The 26,561-nt window shown below is 49.1% G+C and carries 9 protein-coding genes; 3 read left to right on the top strand and 6 right to left on the bottom strand.

What is annotated here, in order from left to right:
- Nucleotides 1-134: 134 nt before the first annotated feature.
- Nucleotides 135-497, top strand: coding sequence for an arsenate reductase (glutaredoxin) (gene arsC, locus ACOI06_RS12140; RefSeq protein ID WP_420662856.1), 363 nt, complete (start codon nucleotides 135-137; stop codon nucleotides 495-497).
- Between the two features lie 131 nt (nucleotides 498-628).
- Here arsC and ACOI06_RS12135 read toward each other — a convergent pair whose 3' ends face one another.
- A complete protein-coding gene (locus ACOI06_RS12135; protein ID WP_420662855.1) occupies nucleotides 629-1,528 on the bottom strand; it encodes a LysR family transcriptional regulator in 900 nt (299 codons plus the stop codon).
- Between the two features lie 135 nt (nucleotides 1,529-1,663).
- Here ACOI06_RS12135 and metE point away from each other — a divergent pair, with 135 nt between their 5' ends.
- A complete protein-coding gene (metE, locus tag ACOI06_RS12130; RefSeq protein ID WP_420662883.1) occupies nucleotides 1,664-3,964 on the top strand; it encodes a 5-methyltetrahydropteroyltriglutamate--homocysteine S-methyltransferase in 2,301 nt (766 codons plus the stop codon).
- A 34-nt stretch (nucleotides 3,965-3,998) separates the two neighbouring features.
- Here the strand turns inward: metE and ACOI06_RS12125 are convergent, their stop codons facing one another.
- The 4 genes from ACOI06_RS12125 to recC form a co-directional block, all read right to left on the bottom strand.
- The gene (locus ACOI06_RS12125; protein ID WP_420662854.1) at nucleotides 3,999-4,802 is read right to left on the bottom strand and encodes a class I SAM-dependent methyltransferase; all 804 of its coding nucleotides are present in this window, start codon (nucleotides 4,800-4,802) and stop codon (nucleotides 3,999-4,001) included.
- Between the two features lie 222 nt (nucleotides 4,803-5,024).
- The gene (recD, locus tag ACOI06_RS12120; protein WP_420662853.1) at nucleotides 5,025-7,088 is read right to left on the bottom strand and encodes an exodeoxyribonuclease V subunit alpha; all 2,064 of its coding nucleotides are present in this window, start codon (nucleotides 7,086-7,088) and stop codon (nucleotides 5,025-5,027) included.
- Complete coding sequence (gene recB / locus ACOI06_RS12115) at nucleotides 7,081-10,545, bottom strand: exodeoxyribonuclease V subunit beta (protein ID WP_420662852.1); 3,465 nt, start codon at nucleotides 10,543-10,545, stop codon at nucleotides 7,081-7,083. Before recB ends, recD begins: the two co-directional genes overlap by 8 nt.
- On the bottom strand, nucleotides 10,542-14,174 hold the full coding sequence (recC, locus tag ACOI06_RS12110) for an exodeoxyribonuclease V subunit gamma (protein WP_420662851.1): 3,633 nt from the start codon (nucleotides 14,172-14,174) through the stop codon (nucleotides 10,542-10,544). The genes recB and recC overlap by 4 nt, the downstream gene beginning before the upstream one ends.
- A gap of 219 nt (nucleotides 14,175-14,393) precedes the next feature.
- Here recC and ACOI06_RS12105 point away from each other — a divergent pair, with 219 nt between their 5' ends.
- Nucleotides 14,394-14,873 (top strand): ferritin-like domain-containing protein, encoded by a 480-nt coding sequence (locus ACOI06_RS12105; RefSeq protein ID WP_420662850.1) that lies wholly within the window; start codon nucleotides 14,394-14,396, stop codon nucleotides 14,871-14,873.
- A 262-nt stretch (nucleotides 14,874-15,135) separates the two neighbouring features.
- Here ACOI06_RS12105 and ACOI06_RS12100 read toward each other — a convergent pair whose 3' ends face one another.
- Entirely contained in the window at nucleotides 15,136-26,391 is an 11,256-nt protein-coding gene (locus tag ACOI06_RS12100) for a retention module-containing protein (protein ID WP_420662849.1), read from the bottom strand.
- Nucleotides 26,392-26,561 lie beyond the last annotated feature (170 nt).

Genomic DNA, 26,561 nt, shown 5'->3' with positions numbered 1-26,561 from the left:
TTTTCTGCTTGAACATAACAAGTCAAAACCTCGATAACCCGGCACCAATCTAACGGCATTCAGTGACAGTTTAGGCGCTTGCGCCTATGATGCAACTTGTATTCCTAAACACAAGATCACAAAGGAAATCAAACATGAGTGACGTCGTTATTTACCACAACCCACAATGCAGCACCTCCAGAAAAACATTGGATCTGATTCGTGAGCAAGGTTTTGAACCAGAGGTGGTGCAGTATCTGAAGACCCCACCCAACCGTGAAACGTTGGTTGCGCTCATTCAAAAAATGAATGTGCCTGTGCGTGAAGTCCTGCGTGAAAGATGCGATCCTTATGTAGAGCTGGGTCTGGCCGATCCCAAATGGACTGATGATGAATTGATCGACTTTATGGTCGAACATCCCGTTCTGATTAACCGTCCAATCGTCATTACCGACCTAGGTGCTCGTTTGTGCCGCCCCATCGAAAGCGTGCTCGAGCTCTTGCCTAAATCGAAGTGAAACAAACCACAACAATTTACAAATGCGTTTAACAAACGCATCGAGTAATCACGCTCAATCATCATGATGAACAATCGCACTGTGATTGACATGGGGTCGATGGATTTTATCTCATCAGCCCCAGCAAACCTTTACTGAAGAATCATCCGATCTGAGGCCCGTGCCCCCTCAATAAAAGCCGACAAATAATCCACATCGTCATCAGATTCACGGATGCCTAAAAACAATTGCTTTTGTACACCCTGCTCACCCAATCGCACAGGGGCTATCGGTAATTTAGCGGCATATTCTTGTACCAGCCATTTGGGTAAAGCCGTGACACCTCGACCAGCAGCCACCATTTGCAACAAGATATCCGTGGTTTCAATGGTTTTAAACCGTGCCGGCATGATACCAGCAGGCTGTAAGAACAACGCAAAAATATCCAATCGATCTTGCTCAACCGGATAACAAATCAATGTTTGTGTCGCAAGATCTTCCGGCGCCACGTAAGACTTTTGCGCCAGCGGATGATCCAGCGCAGTCACGAGTACTTGTTCGTAATCAAACACCGGCTCAAACACGAGACTCGGTCTAGCCAGCGGATCTGGGGTCACCAACAAATCAATGTCGTGTGACAACAAGGCTGCCAATCCACCGAACTGAAACTTCTGCATCACGTCCACATCGACATCCGGCCAGGCTTGCAGATAAGGTGACACGATTTTCAATAACCACTGATAACACGGGTGGCACTCCATGCCGATGCGCAAGGTACCACGCTCACCCCGGGCATATTGCTCCAGGCGTGTCTGTGCCAGTTCTAGCTGGGGCAGCACCCGATTTGCCAGCGCCAGTAAATGTCGACCCGCTTGCGTTAAATGCAGTTGCCGCCCTTCACGCAACCAGATTTTTGCACCAGTGAGCGATTCCAGCTTGCGAATACTGTGACTCAGGGCTGACTGGGTGAGGAACAAACTCTGTGCAGCTTTCGTCAGTGACCCTTGTCGGTCCACTTCCCGAACGATCATCAAATGCATGCGTTCAATCATGTCTTAATCTCATGTATGAAGCTCATGTATGAATTTAACTCAACGATCTGTGAAAAAAGACCATTTTACTTCATGACTGTGCCTCTCTACCATGGAGTCCTTGAAATGACTCAACGATCACTGGAGCAATACAACATGGTCATCACGCACAACCTGGGCTATCCCCGAATCGGCAATCAACGTCAACTCAAATTTGCCCTTGAGTCTTACTGGTCTGGCAAATCGACCCTAGACGAACTCAAGAACACAGGTGCCGAGCTGCGCAAAGCGCACTGGCAACTTCAAAACCAACTCAACTGGGTCCCAGTCGGTGACTTTAGTTTTTACGATCAAGTGCTCGACATGAGTTTGACACTGGGTCATCTGCCCACCCGTGCACAAGGTTTTGAGGGGGATGCACTCGACAACACATTTCGGATTGCGCGTGGACGCACTGCCCCAACCACCAATGCTCAAGAAATCACAGCCGGTGAAATGACCAAGTGGTTTGATACCAACTATCACTACATCGTGCCCGAGTTTGATGCACAAACCCGCTTTAGCTTGAATGCCGAACGTTTACTCGCACAAGTCAAAGAAGCCCAACAACAAAACGTCGCAGTCAAACCCGTGATTATCGGACCTGTGACTTACCTGTTACTCGGTAAAAGCAAAGACGGCATTGATCGCTTAAGCTTGCTTGATCAATTACTCCCCGTTTACCAGACATTGCTCTCGACCTTAAGCGCTCAAGGTATCAGCTGGGTGCAGATTGATGAGCCTGCACTGGTCACAACATTAGATGACGAGTGGAAAGAAGCGTTTGAGCGCAGCTACGCCGCCTTGTCACGCTCGCCTGTCAAACTGCTCTTAACGACCTACTTTGGCACATTACTCGACAACCGTGAGCTCGTTACACGCTTGCCTGTCGCTGGTGTGCATCTGGACTTAACCTATGGGCATGATGATTTGGCTCCCTTAGTGGATGCTTTGTCTGCAGACACCGTCGTGTCACTGGGCGTCATTAACGGTCGCAACATCTGGAAAACAGATCTCAACGCCACACTAGACTGGCTTGAGCCCGTCGCCCAAAAACTTGGCTCACGCTTGTGGCTTGCACCCTCATGCTCACTCTTACATGTGCCAGCTGATCTTGGACAAGAAACGAATCTGGATCCCGAAGTTAAAACTTGGCTTGCCTTCGCACAACAAAAACTTGACGAGTTGCACACACTGGCCCAAGCCCTGAATCTGGGTCGGCAAGCGGTTGCTGGTGCGCTGGAAGATAACGCCCGCGCCATCGCTTCACGCAAGCAATCAACTCGCGTGCACAACCCAGCTGTCGAACAAGCCGTCCAAGCTTGCACAACTGAATTGGGTGCTCGCCAGAACGCATTTACTGAGCGTCACGCGGTGCAATCTGCCCAACTGACCCTGCCCGCTTTCCCAACCACCACCATCGGGTCGTTCCCGCAAACCCCTGAAATCCGTCAGGCTCGCTTGCAATTCAAAAAGGGCGAACTGGATGCCGAGGCTTATGAAGCGGCCATGAAAAAGGAAATTGCTTACGCCATCGAACAGCAAGAAGCCCTTGGACTCGATGTGCTGGTGCATGGCGAAGCTGAGCGCAACGACATGGTGGAATATTTCGGTGAACAACTCGATGGTTACGTCTTTAGTCAATACGGTTGGGTGCAATCCTATGGTTCACGCTGCGTCAAACCCCCCATCTTGTTTGGTGACATCGATCGTCCCAACGCCATGACCGTCCACTGGGCACAATATGCACAGTCACTCACCAACAAACCTGTCAAAGGCATGCTGACAGGTCCTGTGACCATGCTCAACTGGTCGTTTGTACGCGATGACTTGCCACGTTCCACAGTCTGCCTGCAACTGGCACTGGCCATTCGCAAAGAAGTTCAAGATCTAGAAGCGGCTGGTATCCAAATCATTCAGATCGACGAAGCGGCTTTGCGTGAAGGCTTGCCACTGCGCCAATCACAATGGGCTACCTATCTCGAATGGGCTGTGAATTGCTTCCGAATTGCGGCCAACGGTGTGCGTGATGACACGCAGATCCATACGCACATGTGCTATTCCGAGTTCAATGACATCATGCCCGCCATTGCTGCCATGGATGCTGACGTCATCACAATTGAGACATCACGTTCAGACATGGAATTGTTGCAAGCGTTTGATGACTTCCACTATCCAAACGATATCGGACCGGGTGTCTACGACATTCACTCGCCCAACATTCCGGATGAAGCACAGATCATTGCGCTCATGAAAAATGCCGCACAACGCATTGCACCAGAGCGTCTGTGGGTCAACCCAGACTGCGGTCTTAAAACCCGTCAATGGGCTGAAGTCCTACCCGCATTGAAAGCCATGGTCAGTGCAGCGCAAACTTTGCGCCAAGAGGCCACACAGGAAGCTGTTGAAACGGTATAAAACTCGTTAAAACCTTAAATCAGTATCAGAGAGTTCAAGCTCTCTGATACTGCAAGAAGCGGCCTTTAAAGGGTCGCGTTTTGCCATTTGTTTCGATGTCGTCTAATCGCTCATCATCCACCAGATGAAATCCGTACGTTTCCATGGACCGGTTGAGTGCAGTCCGATAGCCACGATTGGCATCCACTACCCACGCTTGGGCCTGCTGGTTAGCATGTCGATCAATAAAAGCCGCCACATCATCGGCCATGCCGCGCTCATAGAGCACGTCACTGGCAATCACTAGATCAAACCGTGCATCACTCAGAGGCTTAATCCCATCGGGGACAAATTGCTTGGACACATCCAAACCCCATTGTCCATGACGGTATCTTAGGCCACTTGGTAAATCATTTAAGTGCATGTTGGCAGACAGAAAACGTGAGGCCAACGGATGACAATCACTGGCCGTGACATTGGCACCCTGACTATGAGCCACCAAGCTAGCAAGCGCCAGACCACAACCGATTTCCAAGATGGTTTCTTTGTCACAAACCGGGCGTTGCGCCACACGGCTTGCGAGATGAATTGAACCTGGCCAAAGCATGCCAAACAAGGGCCACAACGCTTCACTAATCCCAAGCCGGGCCGCTTGCCCATCCGGATCCCAGTATTGCTGGCGATCCAGCAGTGTTTTTAAACGCACAGAACTTGCGCCAGGAATGGCGACATCTTTAAAACGAACTTGGTAGCCTCGATCAACGATTTCGTTTGCTTGTGTTGTTTGATCTGTTTGTATTGTTTGCAAACGATTCATCAGACTCGCGCTCGGAGTCGACTCAGAACTCATTTCGGACATGGTGCATCCACCTTTATCAGGTTTGCCTCACCACTGAAATGCCTGCACTCGACCCTCAAGCTGTCTAATGATCAGAAGGTTAAAAACGAGCCACAGACCGGTGAGAAACTGACTGACCCAAAATGGATCTGCAGACGTCACAGCCTGAACTCATTCTACACAAAACTATTCTTTAATCAAAATAATTCTGTTTATTTGCAAATATTTACGGCCAACCTTCCATCAATTCGATGTACCTAACTCACCTTGTTCGGCATAAGCCTGCGCCAGACGAATCCGCAAACCACTGTGACGCTGCACACGTTGGCGAATTGTTTGCACCACAATCTCGCGCGATCCAACCAACGTCAGTTGTTCACGAGCCCGTGTTACCCCCGTATACAGCAGCTCTTTGGTGAGCACCGGATTCGGTGTTTCGGGCATGACCAGTGCACAATGGGTGAACTCCGATCCTTGGGACTTATGCACCGTCATCGCAAACACGGTTTCAACGGCAGTCAGTCGACTTGGAGAAATTAAGCGCAAACCACTGGCTTGTCCACTGTCCGGAAAAATCACTCGCAAGGTTTTACGACCATCTGGCAAACGCACGGACACGGTGATGCCAATATCCCCGTTCATGAGTTGCAATGCATAGTCGTTACGCACGACCATCACAGGCCTGCCGTGATACCAAGTCTGCTCAGGCTCTTTCTGAAGAGTCCGGTTAAGCAGTACCTCCGTGCGCTGATTCAGTTCGACCACACCTTGTGGGCCCTCACGTACGGCGCACAGCAGCCTAAACGCATCGAACGACTTCAGTAACGCATGCCCCCAATCTTCAAACGCTGGACTGTGGGCTTGATCCGCATCGGTTGGTCGTTTTAAGACTTGTACAAATGACTGATAGCCCTGGCGAATGAGCGCATCAATCGCAGCTTGTGTTTCACTTTCTGATTCAGTGCCATCGAGCCAATGAACATCAGCCGGTGGCGCATCCAGTAAACTCAGAGCATCGTGCACACGCATCTCATTCATGGCACTGGCCAAGCGACCAATTCCTGAGTCCGCAGCAAAACGGTGTGAATGCTGCAACTTAACCACGCGCTGCTCCAGCGGATGGGTGCCACCTTGGGCATGTGCCACCAAACCGGTTTCATCGGTCAGTTCACGAAGCTGTTCAACCGTCTTGTCGCTATACAACACTTGATCGGCGTATTCACACAGCTCACCCAAGACCGCACCCGCTTCTACCGAAGCCAACTGATCCTTGTCACCCAATAAAATCAATCGAGTTTGCGGTGTCAGCGCTTGCATCAAGCTGTCCATCATGTCCAGATCGATCATTGAGGCTTCATCAACCACCACAATGTCGTATGCCAAGGGATTATCTTTGTTTCGCTTAAAAGCCCGAGTCTGGGGACGTGACCCTAAAAGTCTGTGTAGTGTGCGCACCTCACTGGGAATCGAGGCTCGAACGTCTTCTGGGACATTCAAACCTTGAATCTGATAAGCAATCGATTCAGATAAACGCGCTGCTGCTTTCCCCGTGGGTGCAGCCAACGCAATCGACAGCACTGACTGATGGGCTTGCAGAGATTGTTGTTGAAGCAATGCTAAAAGGCGCACCACGGTCGTGGTCTTACCCGTACCCGGTCCACCGGTAATGATGGTTAACGGTCCACACGCTGCCATGGCGCACGCCACTTTCTGCCAGTTCACTTCAGAAGACGGCTTCGCACCCGTTTCTGGAAAAAGTGCATGAATCGGGGCTCTTAAATCGGGTGTGACGTCTTCGGCGTATAGACGGCTTGCCAACGCTTGAGCCACACTTGATTCAGCCTGCCAGAGGCGATAGAAGTACAGTAAATCATCCACAAACACCAAAGGCTGCACCTGTTGATGTGGGTCTGTGGTCACAATGACATTGTCATGAAGGATCGTGCGCCACTGATCCAGTGAACGACTCAACCACCAATCTCGGGGAGTGAGTGTTTCTAAACTCGCGACGTCTGCCTCGACGCTATTCTCGTTTTCTTTTTCCTCATCATTCCTCCCTTCTTCTCCTTCTTCTTTCTCCACTTCTGGTGTCACCACCGGTGTAAAAGGCAGGTTGTGAATGACATTTTCTAATTCCAGGCAAATATGTCCACCTCTCAGATACCGACTGAGTAATGCCACCAAAGGAATGACGGGAGCGCTCGCCGGAACTTGTTTTTCTAGCATCGTGGCCAGTGCATAATCCATGGCATCAATCCAGCCTTGTGCTTGCCAAGTCCGGATCAGTTTGTGATTCGTCTCAACCATGGGTGTACTCCTGCGTTTCGTGCGCAAACAACGCATCTAACGCTTCAATCAATGCATACGGCAATTTATTCACATGCAAACCCTGAACCGGCCCATCAATGCCTCGTAAAAACATCCAAACCGCCCCACCCACATGTTGGTCGTAGTCATAATCAGCCAATCGGCTGCGCAGCAACCGATGTAAAGCCAAGGTATAGAGCGCATACTGCAGGTCGTAGCGGCGTGCGAGTATCTCTTTTTCAATTCGTTGTGCGGTATAGCCTTGCGCTTGATCGGCCAGATAGTTCGATTTGTAGTCAGCGACGTAATAGCGTCCCTGGCTCTCAAACACCAAGTCAATAAACCCTTTCATCTGCCCATTGATGATTTGTGTATTGATGGCGGGCCGATCTTCACCGGGCAAGACAAACTGTTTAATCAGGCGATCAAGCTCATGAGTATTGACCTCATGCACAGGTAAACGAAACTCCATTTCCGTCACGGATTGCGACAAATCATCCAGTCTGAACTCATCGCCACCCGGTAAATGAAATGTCATCGACAGCAGTGTTTGTAACCAGTCTTTTAGAAACTCAAACTGGTCTTCTAAGCCATCGCGCTCGCATTGCATCAGCAAGATTTCTAACGCATCTGACTGCGCCATTTGTCTAGAACGAGATCTCTCTAGAAGCTTTTCTAGAAGATCGTGCAGAAACGTTCCGTACTGCGCGCCACGTTTAAAGGCATGAATCCCTTCGAGCATTACAGTCGTTTCTGACGCTTCTGCTATCAGCAATTGCTCCACACTCTGACTGGTTTCAACCACACTGATGTCATCATCGACTGAGACTTGATCAGCCATACTTTCAGTCGCAAGTTCAGTGCTCATTGCAGAAGGCGGCAATGATGAGAACTGATAGCCTACAGAGGCAGCATGACTGGCAATTTGGCTATAAGAAGAAACCCACCAAGCTTTAAAATTCAGATTCGGTGCGGGTTCACACACCGCCTCAAAATCTAACTCAGGTGCTTGCCAACGCGCATGGGTACGCTCTGGTGAACTCAGGGCAAAGCCCAAGGTCTGTGCTCGGTTCTCTAGGGTAGTGTGAAGATCCGCACCGGTTAATCCCAGCAAATGACCGATGGGTGTGTCTTTAATCTGATCGTTCACGTTGTCGACACCGATCCAGCAAGCATAACGCGCCCGTGTCAGTGCCACATAAAAGAGACGCAAAGATTCTTGTATTTGCGTCAGTTCCAGCTGTGCTTCCAGATCAGCAGCATCAGTATCGAGTGATGCATCCGATTCAGACAGTTTTTGTTGAGCGATCAGTGCACGCCCTTGCGTCTTTTGAAGGACAGACAAATAGCCATTTTTTTGTGAATATTTATGAATTGAAGGAATACTCGCAAACGGTAAAAACACGAGCGGATATTCCAGACCTTTGGAACCATGGATGGTGACCAGTTTCACTAACGCCTGATCGCTTTCCAGACGCAACTCATAGTCGCTGCCATCCGGTAGATGCTCAGTGCTGCACCGTGCCTGAATCAGAAAGTCAATCAAACCTTGTTGACCGTTGAGCGCGCGCGAAGCCTGCTGCAAGCTTTCCGAGAGGTGCAACAAATTGGTCAGACTGCGTTCACCATGGGGTTCGCGCAACAGACGCTGTGGCACTTCATAGTCATGCATTAAACGACGCAACATCGGGAGCACACCTTGTCGCTGCCAAATCTCTCGATAGCCCCGAAACTGCACCACGATATCGTCCCAACGTTGCTCATCACCGCGCATTGCTTCAAGCTCTGACAGCGTGACGCACAACATTGGCGTCACCAAGGCTGCTTTAATGTCGTGCTCAGACTCTGCATGTAAACACGCTTGCAACCACCACACAATGTCACGGGCTTGGTCCGTCTCATAGATCGAGCGACGCTCAGACAAATACACCGAACGAATCCCACGGGCTTGAAGTTCAGACGCCATCAGCATGGCCTCTTCAGCACTACGTACTAAAACTGCAATATCGGATGGCACAATACGTTGCAGTCCTTCTTCATTGGCAAACCCAGTGTCAGGGTTATTCAAGAATGACACGATGGTATCTGCACACACAGCCGCCATGTCTTTTCTGTAGGCTTCTTTGCTGAGTTTTTTAGAGGCAGACTCGTCAGTACTTGGTGGGGTGTACCAAAGTGTCAGTGCCGGTGCAGGCATTTGATCGATCTGCCACTCATCACTGCGCCCGTGCGCATCGACCGATTCGTACGGTAACTTCCATTCACCCGAATTGGTTTCTTTCCCAAAATAAAACGTCCCTTCAGGTTGGTGTTGTTGCGCATACTCAAACAATGCATTGGCCTGGGCAACCATGGCATGGCTTGAGCGGAAGTTCTTTTGCAAAGTGTAATGACGCCCGGCTGTGTGTTGACGTGCGGCCAAGTAGGTATAAATATCGGCACCCCGAAAGCCATAAATCGCTTGCTTGGGATCCCCAATCAAGAATAATCCTGTGTCGGGATGGTTTTGTGAGACTTGGTAAATTCGGTCCACAATCCGATATTGAATGGGGTCGGTATCTTGAAACTCATCAATCATGGCCACCGGAAATTGTTCACGAATCAATCCCGCCAGCACTTCGCCCCGCTCCCCCTGCAAAGCCAGATCCAGATTAATCAAAATATCAGAAAAATCCATGATGCCGCGTTGTGCTTTGACGTTCGCTAAACGGTCACGTGTCCAGTGCGCTGCATGCCAAGCTAAAAATGCCAGGTCTTCGTGCTCAACCATGTCTTCAGCGGCACGCCCTGCCCAATAATCAGTCAGTGACACTGTGGCATCCAGTGGTTGCAATTCGAGCTCCAGGTTCAGCAACGCAGGATGAATCCGACTCAGCAACTTAGCCGGCGTATCCACATGTGCATGAAGCCAAGCTTTTTGTGTCACAGGCAAAGGATAAATCTGACTGCGCCAGTAATCTCGGGTGACTTCCTCAAACAACGGCTGCATTTCAGTTTCGATTGTCAAATTCACCAGACTACCGCTGGCAAATGAGTGTTCACGCAACATGCGCTGACACCAAGCATGAATCGTGAGAATCGCTGATTCATCCATCAATTGTGCAGCCTGGTCTAAACGAAAGGCTTGTGCATCCCAAGTCTCAGGGGCATAACTTAGGCGCAAGCTTTGTAAAAACTCATCGCCAGACGCATCAGTCTCTTGTCGAAAGTACGCCGCAGCTTCGACCAGTCGGGCGCGAATCCGATCGCGCAACTCTTGCGTGGCGGCATTGGTAAACGTAATGACCAGAATATCGGGTGGCAACAACGGTCTAGAAAACCCATTCTCCTCACCGTGCTGCAGCACCAAACGTACATAGAGTGCGGCAATCGTATAGGTTTTACCGGTTCCGGCACTGGCTTCAATCAAACGACTGCCCGACAATGGAAAGTCGAGAAACGATAAATGCTGACTCATTTCAACTCCCAAACTTTAGGGGCTTTGGCCGTTCTTCGGGGAGGTGGCGGCATATAGGTCTTCAGTAAACCAAATAGTGCTTGCGCCAATTCTTCAAACTCACCCGTTTCTAACATCGCCTCAAAACTCGGGTAGACACGAGTCAGTAGAATCTCATAATTCGACTCACCCCGACCATAACGTCCCCCTGTACCAAACGCTTCGCTAGAGCGTCTAGTTTTTGGACCTGCCTTATAGGGGTAATGCAATGCAATACCAGTTTTTGCGGTCACGGGTAAAGGCCGCGTTAAAGCTTGCTGATAGTATTTCAACCATGTCTGAAGCTGCGCTTGCGCTTCTTGAGGCTCAACCGGTAATACGCGCACAGAATAATCGGCGCCAAACAAATAGCTCGTGCATGCATAGCCAGAGGCACACACCACAATGTGTTCTACCCAAGGCTTGAGCATCGCACTGCTGCGCCAATGAGATGATTTCCATAAATCACCATTGACTAAATGCAGGGCGAGGTAATCACCGGCTTCATTCACAAATAAATGATCGATGCGATCATTGAAAGTAATGCCTTCATACTGCGCTTGTACCGTCAGCGCCGGGGCTTGCCCACGAACCAATGCCGTACGCGTCGGAAAAAAATTCTCCAATGCCTTCTGAAAATCACTCACAACCGTTTCAATCTGTAGCTGATCAAATCCGCAGAGCGCTAGTTCACCACTCAAACGCCACTGACGTGACACCTCTGTAAAAACTTTGGGTAACTCATCTTCAGACACGGTGCGTGCTGCTTGACTAAAGGCATCCCAAAGCCGGTATTTCTGTAAGAAATCCATGGCGAACGGTTCAACATCCATGAGATCAATACCCTGATCGGACAAGCTGGCTTTGTATCGAGCCTTAAAAAAGATATTGATCGGAACCTTTAAAAACCGCACAAGTTCATCACATTGCACCTCTGCGCTCATGGCTTCAAACGGTAAAGACAGTGAAGCTTGCGAACCCATCACTTCATCGCAGCCATCGTTATGAACGGGCAACCACTCATGGGCGTATGTAAACAGATCGGGGTGACGCGCATCAAAGTAAATCGGCGCAAAAGGTTGCAACCAGTGCTGGGTGACTAGTTGATCACAAATCTTGCCACTCCCCGACGCACCATCGGTCAAGGAACCATCGACTAACCCATCATCTGCCAATGCACCTTCAGCCATTGCCTGCCAGCCCTGATTGAGATGATCCATCAGCTGTCCAACCAGTACCGAAGGTGTGCGATCTGTATTGTCTTTCATAGAGCGACCTACCCAGCTGATATAAAGCTGCTCACGTGCAGATAGAATCGCTTCCAAAAACAGATACCGATCGTCATCGCGACGCGATCGATCACCCGGTACTCGTATCGCAGGTAACAAGTCAAAGTCGACGGGTGCGTCCGTGCGAGGGAAGTCACCATCATTCATCCCCAACAAACAAACCATTTTGAATGGAATACTGCGCATAGGTAAAAGCGTACAAAAGTTAATCTTGCCGCTTAAAAACCCGCGTCCTTCACGATCGTCATCGAGTTTTTCTAACCAAGCCTGACGTGCCACTTCCAGAGGAATGGCATCTTCAAGTTGAGCCAGCTCACATTCATCCAACCAAGCTTGTAGGGACGAATCAATGCGACGCTTCATGGCGAGCGCTGCAGGCGTTTGTGTCATCGCAAAAAACGCTTCTAACAGTTCTCTAAAACTCTCGCCCCACGCCTGAGGTGACCGATCCTCTACCATGGCAAGTCTGAAGTCATCCAACGTCTCCAGCAACATAAACAAAGCACCCGCACACGGCGCTTCAAGACCTGCGACTTCACCGTAAGCGCTCGTCTCTTCCCAGATATGGGGTGACCCCAACATATAGCCACTGAGCATGCGCTTAAGGGCAAACTCCCAAGTATTGGCTTCTAAATCAGGCGGCAACCCAAAGCTTTCGCGATGCTCAGCATTTAACCCCCAACGCGCACCCGCTTCTTGTGACCAGTGCGTTAACCGCGCCACATCCGCATCAGCAATTCCAAATCGCTCACGAATTTCAGGCACATCCAGCAACAACAAAATCTCCCCAAAACTCAGCCTACAAGTTGGCAACTCTAACAATTGCTCTAAAGCCAGTAACAACGGATCGTAGCCACGCGAGCCTAAATCAGTCAGCATAAAAGGCAGGTATTTGGGATCACCGGGTTCATACTGGCCAAACACCGCCTCAATATGGGGTGCATAACGGTCAATATTCGGAACCATCACAACCACATCGGCGGGTGTCCAATGTGGGTTTTGTGAAAAACGATAGAGCAACTGATCATGCAGCACTTCTACTTCACGTTGCACACTGTGCGCACTGTGAAACCGTACTGACCAGTCTGTCGACACATCGACTGGCGCCCACAGCTCACGAGTTTCATCCAGTGAACGTAAATTCAAAATATCGTTTTGTAACTGAGAGAGTAAAGTGTCAGCGGGCTCGTCATCAAACACTTCGGTCTTCAGAGGCGCTGTCATGTTACTGCGCGGCTGACTCTCAAAATACGCAGTCAGTCGTTCATGATCGTCATACACCGACAGCAACTGCATGTAATCTCGGCCCTGCTCACCCCAAGCCGCTAAAAGCGGCTGAAACTCCGTATGCAACTCGATATCACTCATCTGTTCATGAATACCGGCTTTGAGCGCATGACGGGCATGCAACAAACGATATTGACGCACATCGCCCCAATACATTTGGCATGGATTGTGTACGCACAGCACAATCTGCATGAAAGGCGACAAGGCTTCTAAGGCCTGCAAAGTCTGAGCAGGTAATGATGACAAGCCAAACACTATCACCCGACGTGGCAATCCACGAGGTCGGGTTTTAAAACTCGCCAAAGTCTCGATAAAACGGCGATGGATCTGACCACGATCACGCAAAGTGTGCTGCTCGGGTGAAGATGAAATTAATGACGAAGATGAAGAAGCAGAAGAAAGAGAAGAAGAAGAAGAAGAAGAAGAAGGGTTCTCAGGTTCAATGAGCATACGCCACAACGGGGCTTGCCAAGCCAGACTTTGCGCACGGACTTCAGTCATGCCCGCATCATCTAGACCTTGTAAAACGTCACGCCCTTGTGCCCAGTCTGCCAACCAGTCGCTGCGATAAATTTGATACTGGTCGTAAATATCAGCAATCAAGCAACTGAGTTGAAACAACTTGCGTTGATTCTCATCATCAGCCAAATACTGAAACAGCGGCACAAAACGTGCATCATCGCGTAGTGTGGGTAGACGCTTCATGAGCCGCCAGCGCAACACTTGTCGTGACAGCAGAGGGCTACTCGTCACTGCTTCAGTACCTAACACCGTGCGATAGCATTGCCATAAAAAGCTGGAGGGTAATAAACTTCGTAGACCGGCAACCACCCCTAGACGGTCATCTGCGCTCAACTGGGTTTTAAGCCACTCCGACATCCCTCGGCTCTGTGTAAGGATGATTTCTTCCTCTAAAGGATCCAGCGCAAAGCGCTGCATCATCATGGCAACCAACTCACACAATGACTCCATTCGATTGGAGTGCAACATCATGAAACCTGGCTCAATGGCATTGACCGATCGCACCTCTGACATGCGTCATCCTCAATAAAAATTGACCTTCGAACATCATACGATGGAACCTGCGGGACACCTTGCGCACTCAAGGTTCAAATCGCTAAACACCGCTTTCTAAAACAACATTACACGCATCATGCGACAACTACTGACTTTTTGTGTGAAATGGGTTAATCTAAACATGTATGCAATAGTTATCTTAAGCGTTAACCCTGATACCGAATGGAGAGCTCCCCCATGACCAGCTTGACTCAGCAAGACATTGATGTTCTGAACGAAGCTTTGAATGATGAATATTTTGCCTGGACCACTTATGGTCAGGTCATCGCAGACTTTGGTGAGCTGCGCCCGTTTGTGAATATTCGCGAAGCCGAAGGCCATCACATCGAAGCCTTGACCAACCTTTATAACCAGTACGGCGTAGCCGTCCCAGAGAACACTTGGGTTTCTAAAGCACCCCGTTACGAATCCATCTTGGAAGCGACGGAAGCAGCCGTAAAATCAGAGACAGACAATGCCGAGATGTATGCGCGCCTACTCAAATCCACACAAAATGCAGACATCATCCGTGTTCTAGAAAACCTGCAAGACGCCTCACAGTCGCGTCACCTGCCTGCCTTCAAGCGCTTTAGTCGCATTGAATCCGAGCGTCAGGAAATGGCTATGGCCACAGAGTCTGGCTGCTGCGGCGGTTGCGGTGGTACAGGTCACGATTAAGACCTAATAAACCAAAACACCCTCAAACCACGACCGATGCTGTGTCGTGGTTTTTTTACGTCCAACATAATCTGAACACGAAATTTCCTACTCACATCCCTCAAATCCCAACAAACAAAGCAAAACAAAACAAACCAACCACACAATAAAAAAGCCACAAAGAACAGAACCGAAATCCCATTCTTTGTGGCAATCGAAGTTTGTAGTGTCTCGCAACCAAACCACATGACGAGACGCTACATAACTTCAAGCAGGTGCTCGATTAGCCACCATTACCATCGTTATTGGTGCTCTTGCCATGCTCAATGAAATCTTGGATGAACTGAGCAACAGTATCTGCATCATAATCAGCCAGATTCACATTTTGCAGGACGATCTTCTGGTTCGCACCATCTGCGGCCAAGTTTCCATCTGTGTTGACATTGATCACAGTGTCTGCACCATTCTTCTCAACGGAGAGATAGTCTGTAATCAGCTTCTCTTCATCGCCTGTGAGCAGATCTGTCAGATCAATTTTATCTTCACCGTATGGATTATCGACACCACCCAATCCAAAGTCACGAATGATGTCTTCGGCAGGGTTTTCTGTCGTACCGGCATCTCCAGCTTCCCATTTAAATATGTCGTCACCCGCACCACCGACTAGGATGTCATCGCCTTTGCCACCGATGAGGATGTCATCGCCTTTGCCACCGATGAGGATGTCATCACCTTCACCGCCTAACAGTATATTGGCATTGTCATTGCCAACAAGCATGTCGTCACCATCGGTGCCGCCCGCGATCGGGTGATCAAACATCGTGATATCAAACGATTTATCCACTGCAGTAGATGCATCGGCATCACCATCAACCGTCCAAGCACTGACCTGTGCAGGGCCTGTGATTTGATCCGAAGTTTGAATCACACCTAGGTCGTTCACAACGTCTTGACTCAGGCCGTTGATGACATAATTACCATCATCATCGATCGAGACCGTGAATGATGTATTTACACCGCCGTGTGAGTAAGACACGGTGTAGCCGCCATCCACATCGAACTCAATCTTGTCTGGTTGCTCACCATTCAAGACAAAGAGTGCGTTTTCTCCGAGACCTGTAAACTTCAGACTGACAGTTTCCATGTTCTCATCGTCATATCCAGCAACAGACGCATCATCGCGGTCAATCAATGCAATGTTCAGATTAAAGTTAATAACACCATTGGCATCGTTAAATGCTTTCTGCGGTTCGAAGCTTTGAATCCCATCAGAAACCGGTTTGACTTTCAGGTTGAAAGTTGCAGTTTGCTCGGTTGTGCTCCAGGTTTCATTACCCTGCTCTCCAGATAAAACGGACAATTTCAGGTCATTGAGTGTGCCACTCCAGTATTCAGGTGGCAAGATCGAGATATTGCCTGGCAAGGTATTACCTGTTACTGGAATCAACCATGTGTTCGTTCCATCAGTTTGAACACCCGCGTTACTAGCCAACTGACCATCGACAAACACGAGGAATCCATTCGGAATGCCTTCGAGTTTAGCGGCGATCACACTTTCTGAACCGTCCGTATCAAAAAGACCTTGTCCAGTCACATCCAGTTCAATGTGTTGACTTTCAAGACCTGTCTGTGTCCAGACACCACTATCTGGATCTTTTTCACCAACCATGATCTCGTAGCCGTTATTGACTGCTTCGATCTTACCTGTCGCATTGGATTGATTCATGACCCAGTTGTCAGCACCTGCTTCCTGACTGGAGACCCAAGCATTCACGGTGATCTCACCAGAGGTGTATTGCTTGTCGACATGGGGCTTGTACAACACGTTGACCTTATCGGCCCCATCTGGCGCTGGAATTACATAGTATGTTCCCGCAGCTAGACCATCAATAGGATTATCTGGTCCAACTTCCACAGTGCTGAGCGCCGTACCGTCTGGGTGCAGTAATGAGCCGCCTGTCAATTTACTCGACTCACTGAGCTGCAGATAGACGAATCCATCAAAAGTGGAATCTGTATCCACACCTTCAGTCAGTCCAATCGTAATGGCAACATTACGACCTTCTTGTGCCGAATCTGGGGTATCCAACCCGTCGACGCCTGCAGCACTAAAGCCAATTTCAACAACTGCCCCATCGGTCACAGGCTTCAGAGACACGAACGAGTTATCAGGGACAGGTGTCACACCTTGCGAACCATTCTCCAAGTAGGTCGTCACGGTCACATCGAGAGGCATACCGCCCTTGTTATCGTTCAGATTCTCGGGCGGAATCACGGTCAAATTATCCAAGAACTCATCGAGCTGAGCTTGGTTTCCTTTACCACTAATCACCCAGACCTCTTCACCACCGACAGTGGTAGATTTGATCTCATTGTTAGGATTGGTCGGATCACCTTTAAAGATTTGTGCACCTGCAGGCAACTTCACAATCACTGAATAAGAGGAATTCAGATTTGAATTTGCAACCCCATGATTTTGAATCGTGACACCTAACACATCGGATAATTTAAATCCTGTGTCTTCCGTACCTTTATAGTCTTTAACAACAACCTCAGTGCTCACTACGTCAGTCGAACCAGAACCACCACCTGGAACCTGAGAATCAATGATCAAGCCTTTGGTTGCGGACTCAGTGTTGTCTGCACCTTCATCGCGAGTCACCGTTGTCACTGTCAGAGAGCCGTATTCACCATTGGATAACAAGCTACCCGACTTGAAGTGCAACTGACCATTAATATCTCCCGTAAAGCTCGAATCAGCAGATTTCGGAATGGTAACCAACCAGCGACCGCCACCCAGATAGGCAACATTGTCAATCGTCGTGCCGCCCACTGTCACGCCAGTCACGATCATGCCCTGAGGCACACCGCCAACTACGACTTGCGTCAGCTGTTCACTGCCATCAAGGTCAGCTTGATTATTTGCATTGGCATCGGCTGGTTTTGTGACAGTGAAGGCCACATCGAAGTCACCATGATGATCCACTTCCTGTTTGACAAAATCAGACAACTCGACCTTATCCGTGACAGGTTTGACATGAACCGTATGAACCGTATGCTCATCATCGATGATCGTTGTGCCGACCAGACCACTCGCATCACTTGCATGGTCCGTGATTTCATACTTCACTTCAAAATCAAAACCACCGCCAGTGTTATGAGCGAAGTTTGGATCCGCTTTGAGGTAGACGTTTGTAATATGCGGGTCGGTGAGCTTGTAGTATTCAACACCATCGATCTCTACGGGTGCAAATCCGGCCGCTGACAATAGCGTGCCTGTGTTGCCCAGATAGAGCGCATAATCGTCCCCAGAAGCTTGATCCACTCTGATGTAGACCGCTGTCAACGACTCATTCTCATCCCCATGATTGTTGGCAATCTTGAAGTTGATCTGACCATATTGATCTTCTTGAACCGTTGACGTCGTCACCACAGAAGATTCTGGTGTCGGCATGATGACTGCATTGAATTCAAACGAGCTACCCGTCTTGGAATCACCATCGTTTTCTGTGGTGACCGCAGTGATCGTACCTGGCACCTTACCACTGTAGTGCTCGGGCACATGCAGCTCAACCTTGCTCAGAACGTCATTCAGCACATCAGAAAAATTCGCCATGTCTGCAGGATTCTGAACACTGATCACCCACTCACGACCCTCACCACTTCCACCCATAAAGATGACGCCATCACCTTTAAGGTCAAAACCTTTTGGTAACCCTGTGATCTTGAATGACAGACTTTCAGATCGATCGCTGTCATGCAGTGTCACCGTATTAATCAGCTCATTGAGTTTGATCGACTCTGAGCCTGTTCCATCATGACCATCCAGATAGCCTTCTTCAAAAACAACAGGCGTGCCCACTGTTCCGTTGAAGTCAAAGATGGCTTCATCGGCAACACCTTTCACTTTGACCGGCAATGACGTGACTGCTGACCAGTCTGAAGTATCTGTGTGCGTCTTTCCATTAATAGTTACAGAGTCAACCGTTTGCGCCTGAACATTCAGCGCAAAATCAACGTTGCTATTGAGTGGCGGTTGAATTTGCAATGACGTGCCATTCGTAAACCCGTCAATAGTGACCTCACCATTTGCTGCAACAACCAGTTCATCGCCGTTATAGAAAACCTTCGAGCCTTCTGGAATATCAGAAAGTTTGAGATTAAAGGTCTCAGACGGATCCAGACTACTAAGATTTACATTGAGCGCAATCTTCGAGTCTTCCAGACCGCTAGCTGGTTTGACAAGCAGTGAATTGATACCATCAGCAACGGGTTTAACCAGAATATTGGTGAGCCAAGACTGGCCAGAAATCGCTGTATCAGTCGTATCATCGTCCAGATCCTTGTCTGTATCCACGGTCTTTGCCTGAATGCGAATATCAAACAAACCAGAGACATGCTCAGGCGCCATGAATTTCACGGTATCTAGTGCATAAACTGGAATCTCAACGGGGGTTTTCCCATCGAACTCGACAGTAATTTCCTGACCATTGTCCGTATAACTGAACTTAGCACCTTTCGCGGTTTCAACAGGCACACCATCCTTCAAGATGGGTGTTAACAATGCATACGTTTTTTCAGTTCCTTCGTCGGCAGCAGTCGTCCCTGCATCCGCCCACCAGTCTGGATCACCATCGACGTTGCTCCAATCATCAGTCAGTTTAAAACCACCGACACTCAGCGCAAACCATCCATCTTCTAACCCACCTTCAATTCCATCATAATTTTTACCCTTGGTCATCGTCAAATCATCACCAACTTCGCCAACTAGGAAGTGGGTATTATCTTCACTCTGCGCCTCTGAAATCGCACCATCAATCTTTTCAGCGACAGGTGTGACTGTCACAACCAAAGCAATATCCTGAGTTATTTCAGAATCTAAAAGACCGGTGGCTGAGTCTTTCGTCGTTGCCGTTACAGTCAGCGTCAAGTCTTTACTGCTATGAGCAGGCGGCATGAGGTTGTAATCTTTCAACAATGCTGCAAGTCTTGCAGGTGTGTCGATTACACCACTCACGTCAACAACAAACTTGCCGTCTGGTGTGACCTCCACAGGCTCTTGAACGCCATCGACTGTCCGCGTCAACACCCAGTCGTTGGGGATTCCGCTAATCACCATCGATGTGATCGTTTCACTGCGATCCGTGTCACCATTAAACTTGATACCGGCAAAGACATTTGTGATGAGCGTATCTTCGACACCTTCCGCACCTTTAGTCACCTTAATTCCATCCGCATCAGGTTTCACGTTCAGGTCCAGAGTGACAACAGCCTCTTTAACTTCGGCCACATGCGATGGATTATCCGCATCTTGATCCTGAGCACCAAGGGTCACTTTGATGTTATTGATGGTGCCGCTATAGTTACTGGGCGCTTTGATCTCAATTTTCGGGAAGCTATCGATGCCACCGGTTTGCCCAGCCGAACCACTCTTAGCATCAATAGTGATTTGACCACTGGCATCTATCGTATGGACAGTACCATCGACCTTAACTTTAGTACCTTGTGGTACTCCTTCAATCGTGATCCAGCGTTTTTCACTGGTATCCAAATCTTGGAATCCAGCTTCGAGCTGAGCAGTCAAGTTGAAATACTTGTCTTCCGTCGCATCAAAGCTACTACCCGGTTTAAGGTTTAGTGTCACATCATCCGTCACCGCAAGGACAGTCACTGCTGTGACGGTGCTAGATTGCGCGCCCGCGACACCGGACAACGGCACACCATCATTATTGACCTCATAGCTAGTCGCTGTAACGGTCACACTAAAGTTGGTTGAATCATGTTCTGGTGGTGTGACGGACAATGCCTCAAATTGGGCTTTAGTCAGTTCAATCACACCAGATTCACTGGCCGCATCTTTGATATGTCCATGATCTGCATGATCAGTGATCACCACTTTCAAGGGTGTGCCATCAGATACCGTATTTCCACCAGGCAGACCGTGGATGATCGCACCACTCGGAATACCAGAAATCGTAATGACACCCAAAAGCTCCGGATTATCACCAGGCTCGGAGTCATTCAAATCCTTGTTATCCACAACCAGAGGTGCTTTGAGCCCCAATGCAATCTCAGTATCTTCCTTGACTGTCAGTGCTGCCGGCGCAACCATTGTCGGTGCATCTGCGACCGGGTTGATCTCAAAGGTCAGCGTCGCATTATCAGTCAGAGATTCCTCTCCGTCATCTGTTCCTTTTTCTTGAACCGTGTAAACGATTGAAGGCACGAGACCCGAATAATGCTCTTTAGGTTGGAATGAGTACTCGCCGTTTTGCTTAATGATCAACGTTCCGATACTTTCTGCCGAATCCAGCGTCGTGCCAGTTGCGGTCAACAATACTTCCAGACCATCTGGTCCAGCAGGAATGGCGAATTCAGTACCGTCGATCTCAACCTTAATAACGGTCAGATCACCTTCTGGGTTCTTGTCATTCGTGAGCACATTGCCTTCTGCAGGACCAGAATCTTCGTTGAACACATGATTGTCATTTTCAGCTGTTGGTGCGTCATTCGTACCTTGAATGTTAATCGTGACATTCTGCGTGACATTCGCACCGTATTCGTCCGTAATCTGAACGTTAAAAATCTCCTGAACTTTATCCTTGTTTCCAAGCGCATCCGTTTCAGGACGACTCTGATCTAACTCATAACGCCAATTGCCATCGGTCGAATCCAGATACAGCTTACCGTAGGTGCCGTTAATGATCCATTCGTCACCCACCTTACCTTCATTCGCCTGAGTCCCGGCAGTATTCACCGTCCAAGTCAGAGTATGGTCGTTATCGACATCATGACCACCGACACGACCAGTCGCTTCGTTGTTACCTGGTACGCCGTGTCCTTCTTCACGAACATCTCCGCTGTGATCACCATCTTCATCTTTTGTGGTCACTGTCGGCGCATCATTCGTACCCTGAATCTCAAACTTCACCGTTTTGGTGACAAAGTCACCATCCTTATCTGTCAAGGTGTATTGGACCGACACCGAAACCTTCTGATCTGGATTCAATGCCTGTACGGCTGCAGAAGAATTAGTAAGCTCAAATTTCCAGTTACCTAAGGCATCCAGTGTCAAAATACCGTAATCAGACAAGTCACCAACAGGCACGCTCGATTGCACACCACCCTTGTCTGTATCAAGAGTCGCAGTTGGCGTTCCCCACACCAGAGCATCAACATCAGCACCAAGGTCCGCACCATAGCTTACAGATGTCTCCGACCAAACATTGCCGGAAACCTCGTAAATCGCGTCCTCCTTGACATGGCCACCGTCATAATCGACGGCCACGGGTACATCGTCCACGATCTTGATATCAAAATTGCCTGTGTGGTCATCACCATCGCGGTCTTTAGCGACCACTGTGAACGATTCGGTCACATCTGTTCCAGTCACATTCGGAGCCAATTCCAATGTGTACTGATAATTAACCGTGATCGTGCCATCAGCCGCTTGACTGTAACCATTGAGGATCATCGAACCATACTGAGTTGGAACGGTCTGGGGATTCGCAACCAAATCTTCGAGCGCAGCTTTTGTGAGCACCAGAGTTTTCTCATCGCCCGCACGATCCTTGTAGCTCAGCGTCACCGCTGTATCGTCATCCAGACCGTCTAGCGCTCTGATGGTGAATGTAGAATTCACCAGCAAATCGTTCACATTTGGTTTATTACCATCCGCCAAACCACTCTCAAACACCACATGGTCATTTGTTTTACCGTCTGCTGTGTTTTGTGTCGTATTGGACGGTGTTGTCACAGTCACACCATCATCCGCACCATTAATTGTGATGATGAGCGTTGCCGTCGATTTGTCGCCATCGGCGTCTTCAATCGTGTAGGTGAAGTTCTCAAATAGCTTCTCACCTTCAATCAAACCCTGTACCGCCAAATTGCTATTGTTCAGCTGATAGGTATAGGTACCATCGTCATTGATTGTGAGCGTACCGTAATTACCTGGCAAGCCTGCGCCAACAACACCGGCAATATCTGTCGTGCCGTTAAACACAATGTTAGACACAGTGACACCATCCGCACCTGCGATATCCGCCACTCCACCCTGCGCATCACCCAAGATCACGTTACCAACGGCTGTGCTGACAGACGTAATTTCATCACCTTCTGTGACTTGATTCGTATCCGCTTTGGCAGTCGGTGCATCGTCCACAATCTTGATACCGAAATTACTCGAGTTGACACTGGTATCGCGATCTTTAGCCGCCACCGTAAATGATTCAGTCACATCATCGCCCGACACTTTTGGAGCCACTTGCAGTGTGTACTGATAGCCAACCGTGATCGTGCCATTTGCAGCTTGGTTATAACCATTGAGAATCATCGAGCCATACTGCGTTTCGATCGCTTGAGGATTTGCGACCAAATCTTCGAGCTCAGCTTTTGTGAGCACCAGTGTCTGAGGATCACCAGTACGATCCTTGTAGCTCAGCGTCACCGCTTCATCCGCATGCAGACCATCCAAGGCTTCAATCGTGAACGCAGAATTCACCAGCAGATCGTTCGAATTTGGACTACTACCATCAGCCAAACCACTCTCAAACACCACGTGGTCAGTGGTCGTACCGTCTGCCGTATCTTTCGTTATATCGGAAGGCGTGACCACTGTGACACCATCATCAGTGCCATTGACCGTAATCTCCAGCTCAGCCGTAGCTACATCGCCATCGGCATCTTTAATCGTGTACTTAAAGACTTCAACAGGCGCATCGCCAGCATTCAAACCTTGCACCTTCAGGCTCGCATTATCGAGCTCATAAGTATATGATCCATCGGCTTTAATCGTTAACTTACCGTACTCACCTTGAATGACCGTGTCGATACCATCCACCACAGGCTTGCTTTCTGCGCCAAACGTAATGTTGGTCAGTACAGCTCCATCAGCACCTACGGTATCGGCCACATCTGTTGCCGCACCACCCGTCATGACGTTACCAGCGGCTGTCAGTGTGTCATCTTCTTTGACTGCATTCGCATCGTCACGTGCTGTCGGCGCATCGTCCATGATCTTGATGCCAAGATTTTGATTCGCGCTACTGCCATCGCGATCCTTCACCGTCACATTAATCGAGTCAATGGTATCTGTGCCTGGCACCGTTGGAGCCACTTCCAGCTTATATCCGTAATTGATCGTGATCGTGCCATCAACAAGGTTCTGGCTGTAGCCATTGAGCACCAATGAACCATACTGCGTCTCAATCGTTTTCGGCGTACCCGACAAGGCTTCCACGTTGTCCTTGCTCAGCACCAATGACTGAGGATTGCCTGCACGATCGACATAATTTAAAGTGACAGCATCGGTCGTAGCCAAACCATCCAGCGCTTTGAGCGTAAAAGCCGACTCAACCACCAAATCATCTGGGCTCGGTTGACTGCCCGTAGCCAAGGCACTTTCGAACACCACATGATCAGTCTTATCACCATCCAGCACTGTCGTGGTCACATCCGTCGGAATCTCAACTGTGACGCCATCATCAGTGCCATTGACCGTAATCTTCAGCTCAGCCGTGGCCACATCACCGTCACCGTCTTTAATCGTGTACTTAAAGATTTCAACAGGCGCGTCACCTGCGTTCAGAGCTTGAACTTTCAGAATCGTGTTGTCGAGTTCATAGGTGTATGAACCATCAGCTTTAATCGTTAACGTGCCATAGTCGCCCTGAATAACCGTGTCTGTACCGCTCACCACGGGCTCACTCACTGCGCCAAACTCAATATTGGTCAGGACAAAACCGTCAGCACCCACTTTATCGGCTACATCGCCCGCTGCAAGACCGGTAATCACGTTACCGACAGCTGTCAGCGTGTCATCCTCTTTAACTTCATTAAAATCGTCAAATGCTTCGGGCACATCATCCTGAATCGTCACATGAATGACCGAGTTAACTGCAGCACCCTGATTATCTGTCACAGTGACACCGACATTAAAACCAAGTAGGTTCTGGCCATCGGCATTTTCGTGATCCACTGGCGCATTCAAAGTCACCGTGTAATTTCCAGCATCGTCAATCGTCACTGTGATAACGTCGACACCACCTGCTTTACCCACCAGTGTTTTGCCACCAGTCGCATCCCAAATGATAGGCACGCCTTGTGACTTCAAGGTCTCTGACGGCTCACTGAGCGTGACTGTGTGTGTATCACTATCATCCAGATCACTAAAGTCAATCTTTCCAGGGAAAGTGCTGCTCACACCACCGAACAAGTCAGCTTCTTTCACAATCGCATAACCCGCAGCACTGTCAGGCGCACCGGGATCAACCACATCGGGGTCTGTTGGTTTATCCACAACATCAATTTCAGGTGCATCGTTGCTACCTGTCACTGTGACTACGAGTTTCGCAGTATCAAAACCACCTTCACCATCACTGATTTGGTAAGTGATGGTGACAGTCGTTTCTTCTCCGACAGCCAGATAATCAAAATCTGTGCCAGGATTAAATTCGTAACGACCGTCTGGGAAAATCGTAAAACTACCACCACCTTTACCCGGATCATTATTCGTTCCGGTAATGGTTGCGCCTGTACTTGGCACAGAAGTCCAAGCACCAGGATTATCTGGATCGAGAGAGGGACTGATATTGACCACTGTAATGGTGTCACCATCGGGGTCATAGTCAACACCCTTAAACACACCACCATCATCGTAACCATCCATAAGATTACCGGTCACAACGGTATTTTCTTCTGTGGTAGCTTCGTCATCGGTTACAACTGGAGGTGGGTTCAGGGTTGTCCAGGTAAAGCCCAAATCCACGCTGGCACCATGAATATCGGTTGCCGTGATAGTCACTTGATAGACACCATCACTACCTGGACCACCTTGGCTGGCTGACTTATCGATCAGACCACTAATCACACCGGTCACAGGATCAATGATCAGACCGGGTGGCAAACCAGTGGCACTAAAGGTCATGACATCGCCATCACGATCCATGAAGTACTTACCGACATCTAAACCAACGATGGCATCGCTGTCGTTGTTCAGTTGATCCATTAGTGATGCAATCAGATCGTTCAGTTCTGGCACAGAATTGGGCAGTCCAATATCGCCCAAACGATATTCTTCTGGTCTGACCAGACCTGGACGTGGATACTCCAACCCCATCGGAATGGTTGTTTCAATAATGCTGGCTACGCGAATAAAATTACTACCATCATTGCCACTCGCAGCGGCAGCAGCATTAACCGCAGCGGTTGGATCCAGATCATCAAACGGGTCACCGCCACTACTCAAAGCAGCGATAATCGCGGCAGCTTCAGGATCGGCTGGATCATCCACGGCATTCACATCCACGGGTGGACGTGAATCAAACATCTCGCCACTCAAAGCCAAGGTTCTGCCACCACCAATCTCAATGGCTGGCATGGCTTCAGGCTGAAGCTGTAAACTAGCTCCTTCAGCTGTGACGACTTCTGCGCCTGCAGGCAGTACATCACCTTCACGAATTGGTTTGAGCGAACCGTCTTGGGTACGTACCCATGCTTGACCATTCAATGATGAAACTACTGTTGTTTGCTCAGCCATGATATTCCTCAGCAGATCTAAAATCTGACGCATTTACACTTAAGATGATTGAAGAATAACGAAGCCATTAGAAACTGCCTATTGGCCGTGACGACAGTTATTCTAGGCAAATGAATAAGTTGGCGTCTTTTTTTGATATAAGGAACCTCTGAACTACTCGTGTTTTTGAC

Origin of the sequence: Orrella sp. 11846 (assembly GCF_048820935.1) — a bacterium.
GTDB lineage: Bacteria > Pseudomonadota > Gammaproteobacteria > Burkholderiales > Burkholderiaceae_B > Algicoccus.
Note: the sequence above shows the minus strand (reverse complement) of the source record. Positions and strands in the feature narration are given on the sequence as shown.

Coding starts and splice junctions, on each gene's coding strand:
- arsC (WP_420662856.1), top strand. CDS start 135: ATGAGTGACGTCGTTATTTACCACAACCCACAATGCAGCACCTCCAGA.
- ACOI06_RS12135 (WP_420662855.1), bottom strand. CDS start 1,528: ATGATTGAACGCATGCATTTGATGATCGTTCGGGAAGTGGACCGACAA.
- metE (WP_420662883.1), top strand. CDS start 1,664: ATGGTCATCACGCACAACCTGGGCTATCCCCGAATCGGCAATCAACGT.
- ACOI06_RS12125 (WP_420662854.1), bottom strand. CDS start 4,802: ATGTCCGAAATGAGTTCTGAGTCGACTCCGAGCGCGAGTCTGATGAAT.
- recD (WP_420662853.1), bottom strand. CDS start 7,088: ATGGTTGAGACGAATCACAAACTGATCCGGACTTGGCAAGCACAAGGC.
- recB (WP_420662852.1), bottom strand. CDS start 10,545: ATGAGTCAGCATTTATCGTTTCTCGACTTTCCATTGTCGGGCAGTCGT.
- recC (WP_420662851.1), bottom strand. CDS start 14,174: ATGTCAGAGGTGCGATCGGTCAATGCCATTGAGCCAGGTTTCATGATG.
- ACOI06_RS12105 (WP_420662850.1), top strand. CDS start 14,394: ATGACCAGCTTGACTCAGCAAGACATTGATGTTCTGAACGAAGCTTTG.
- ACOI06_RS12100 (WP_420662849.1), bottom strand. CDS start 26,391: ATGGCTGAGCAAACAACAGTAGTTTCATCATTGAATGGTCAAGCATGG.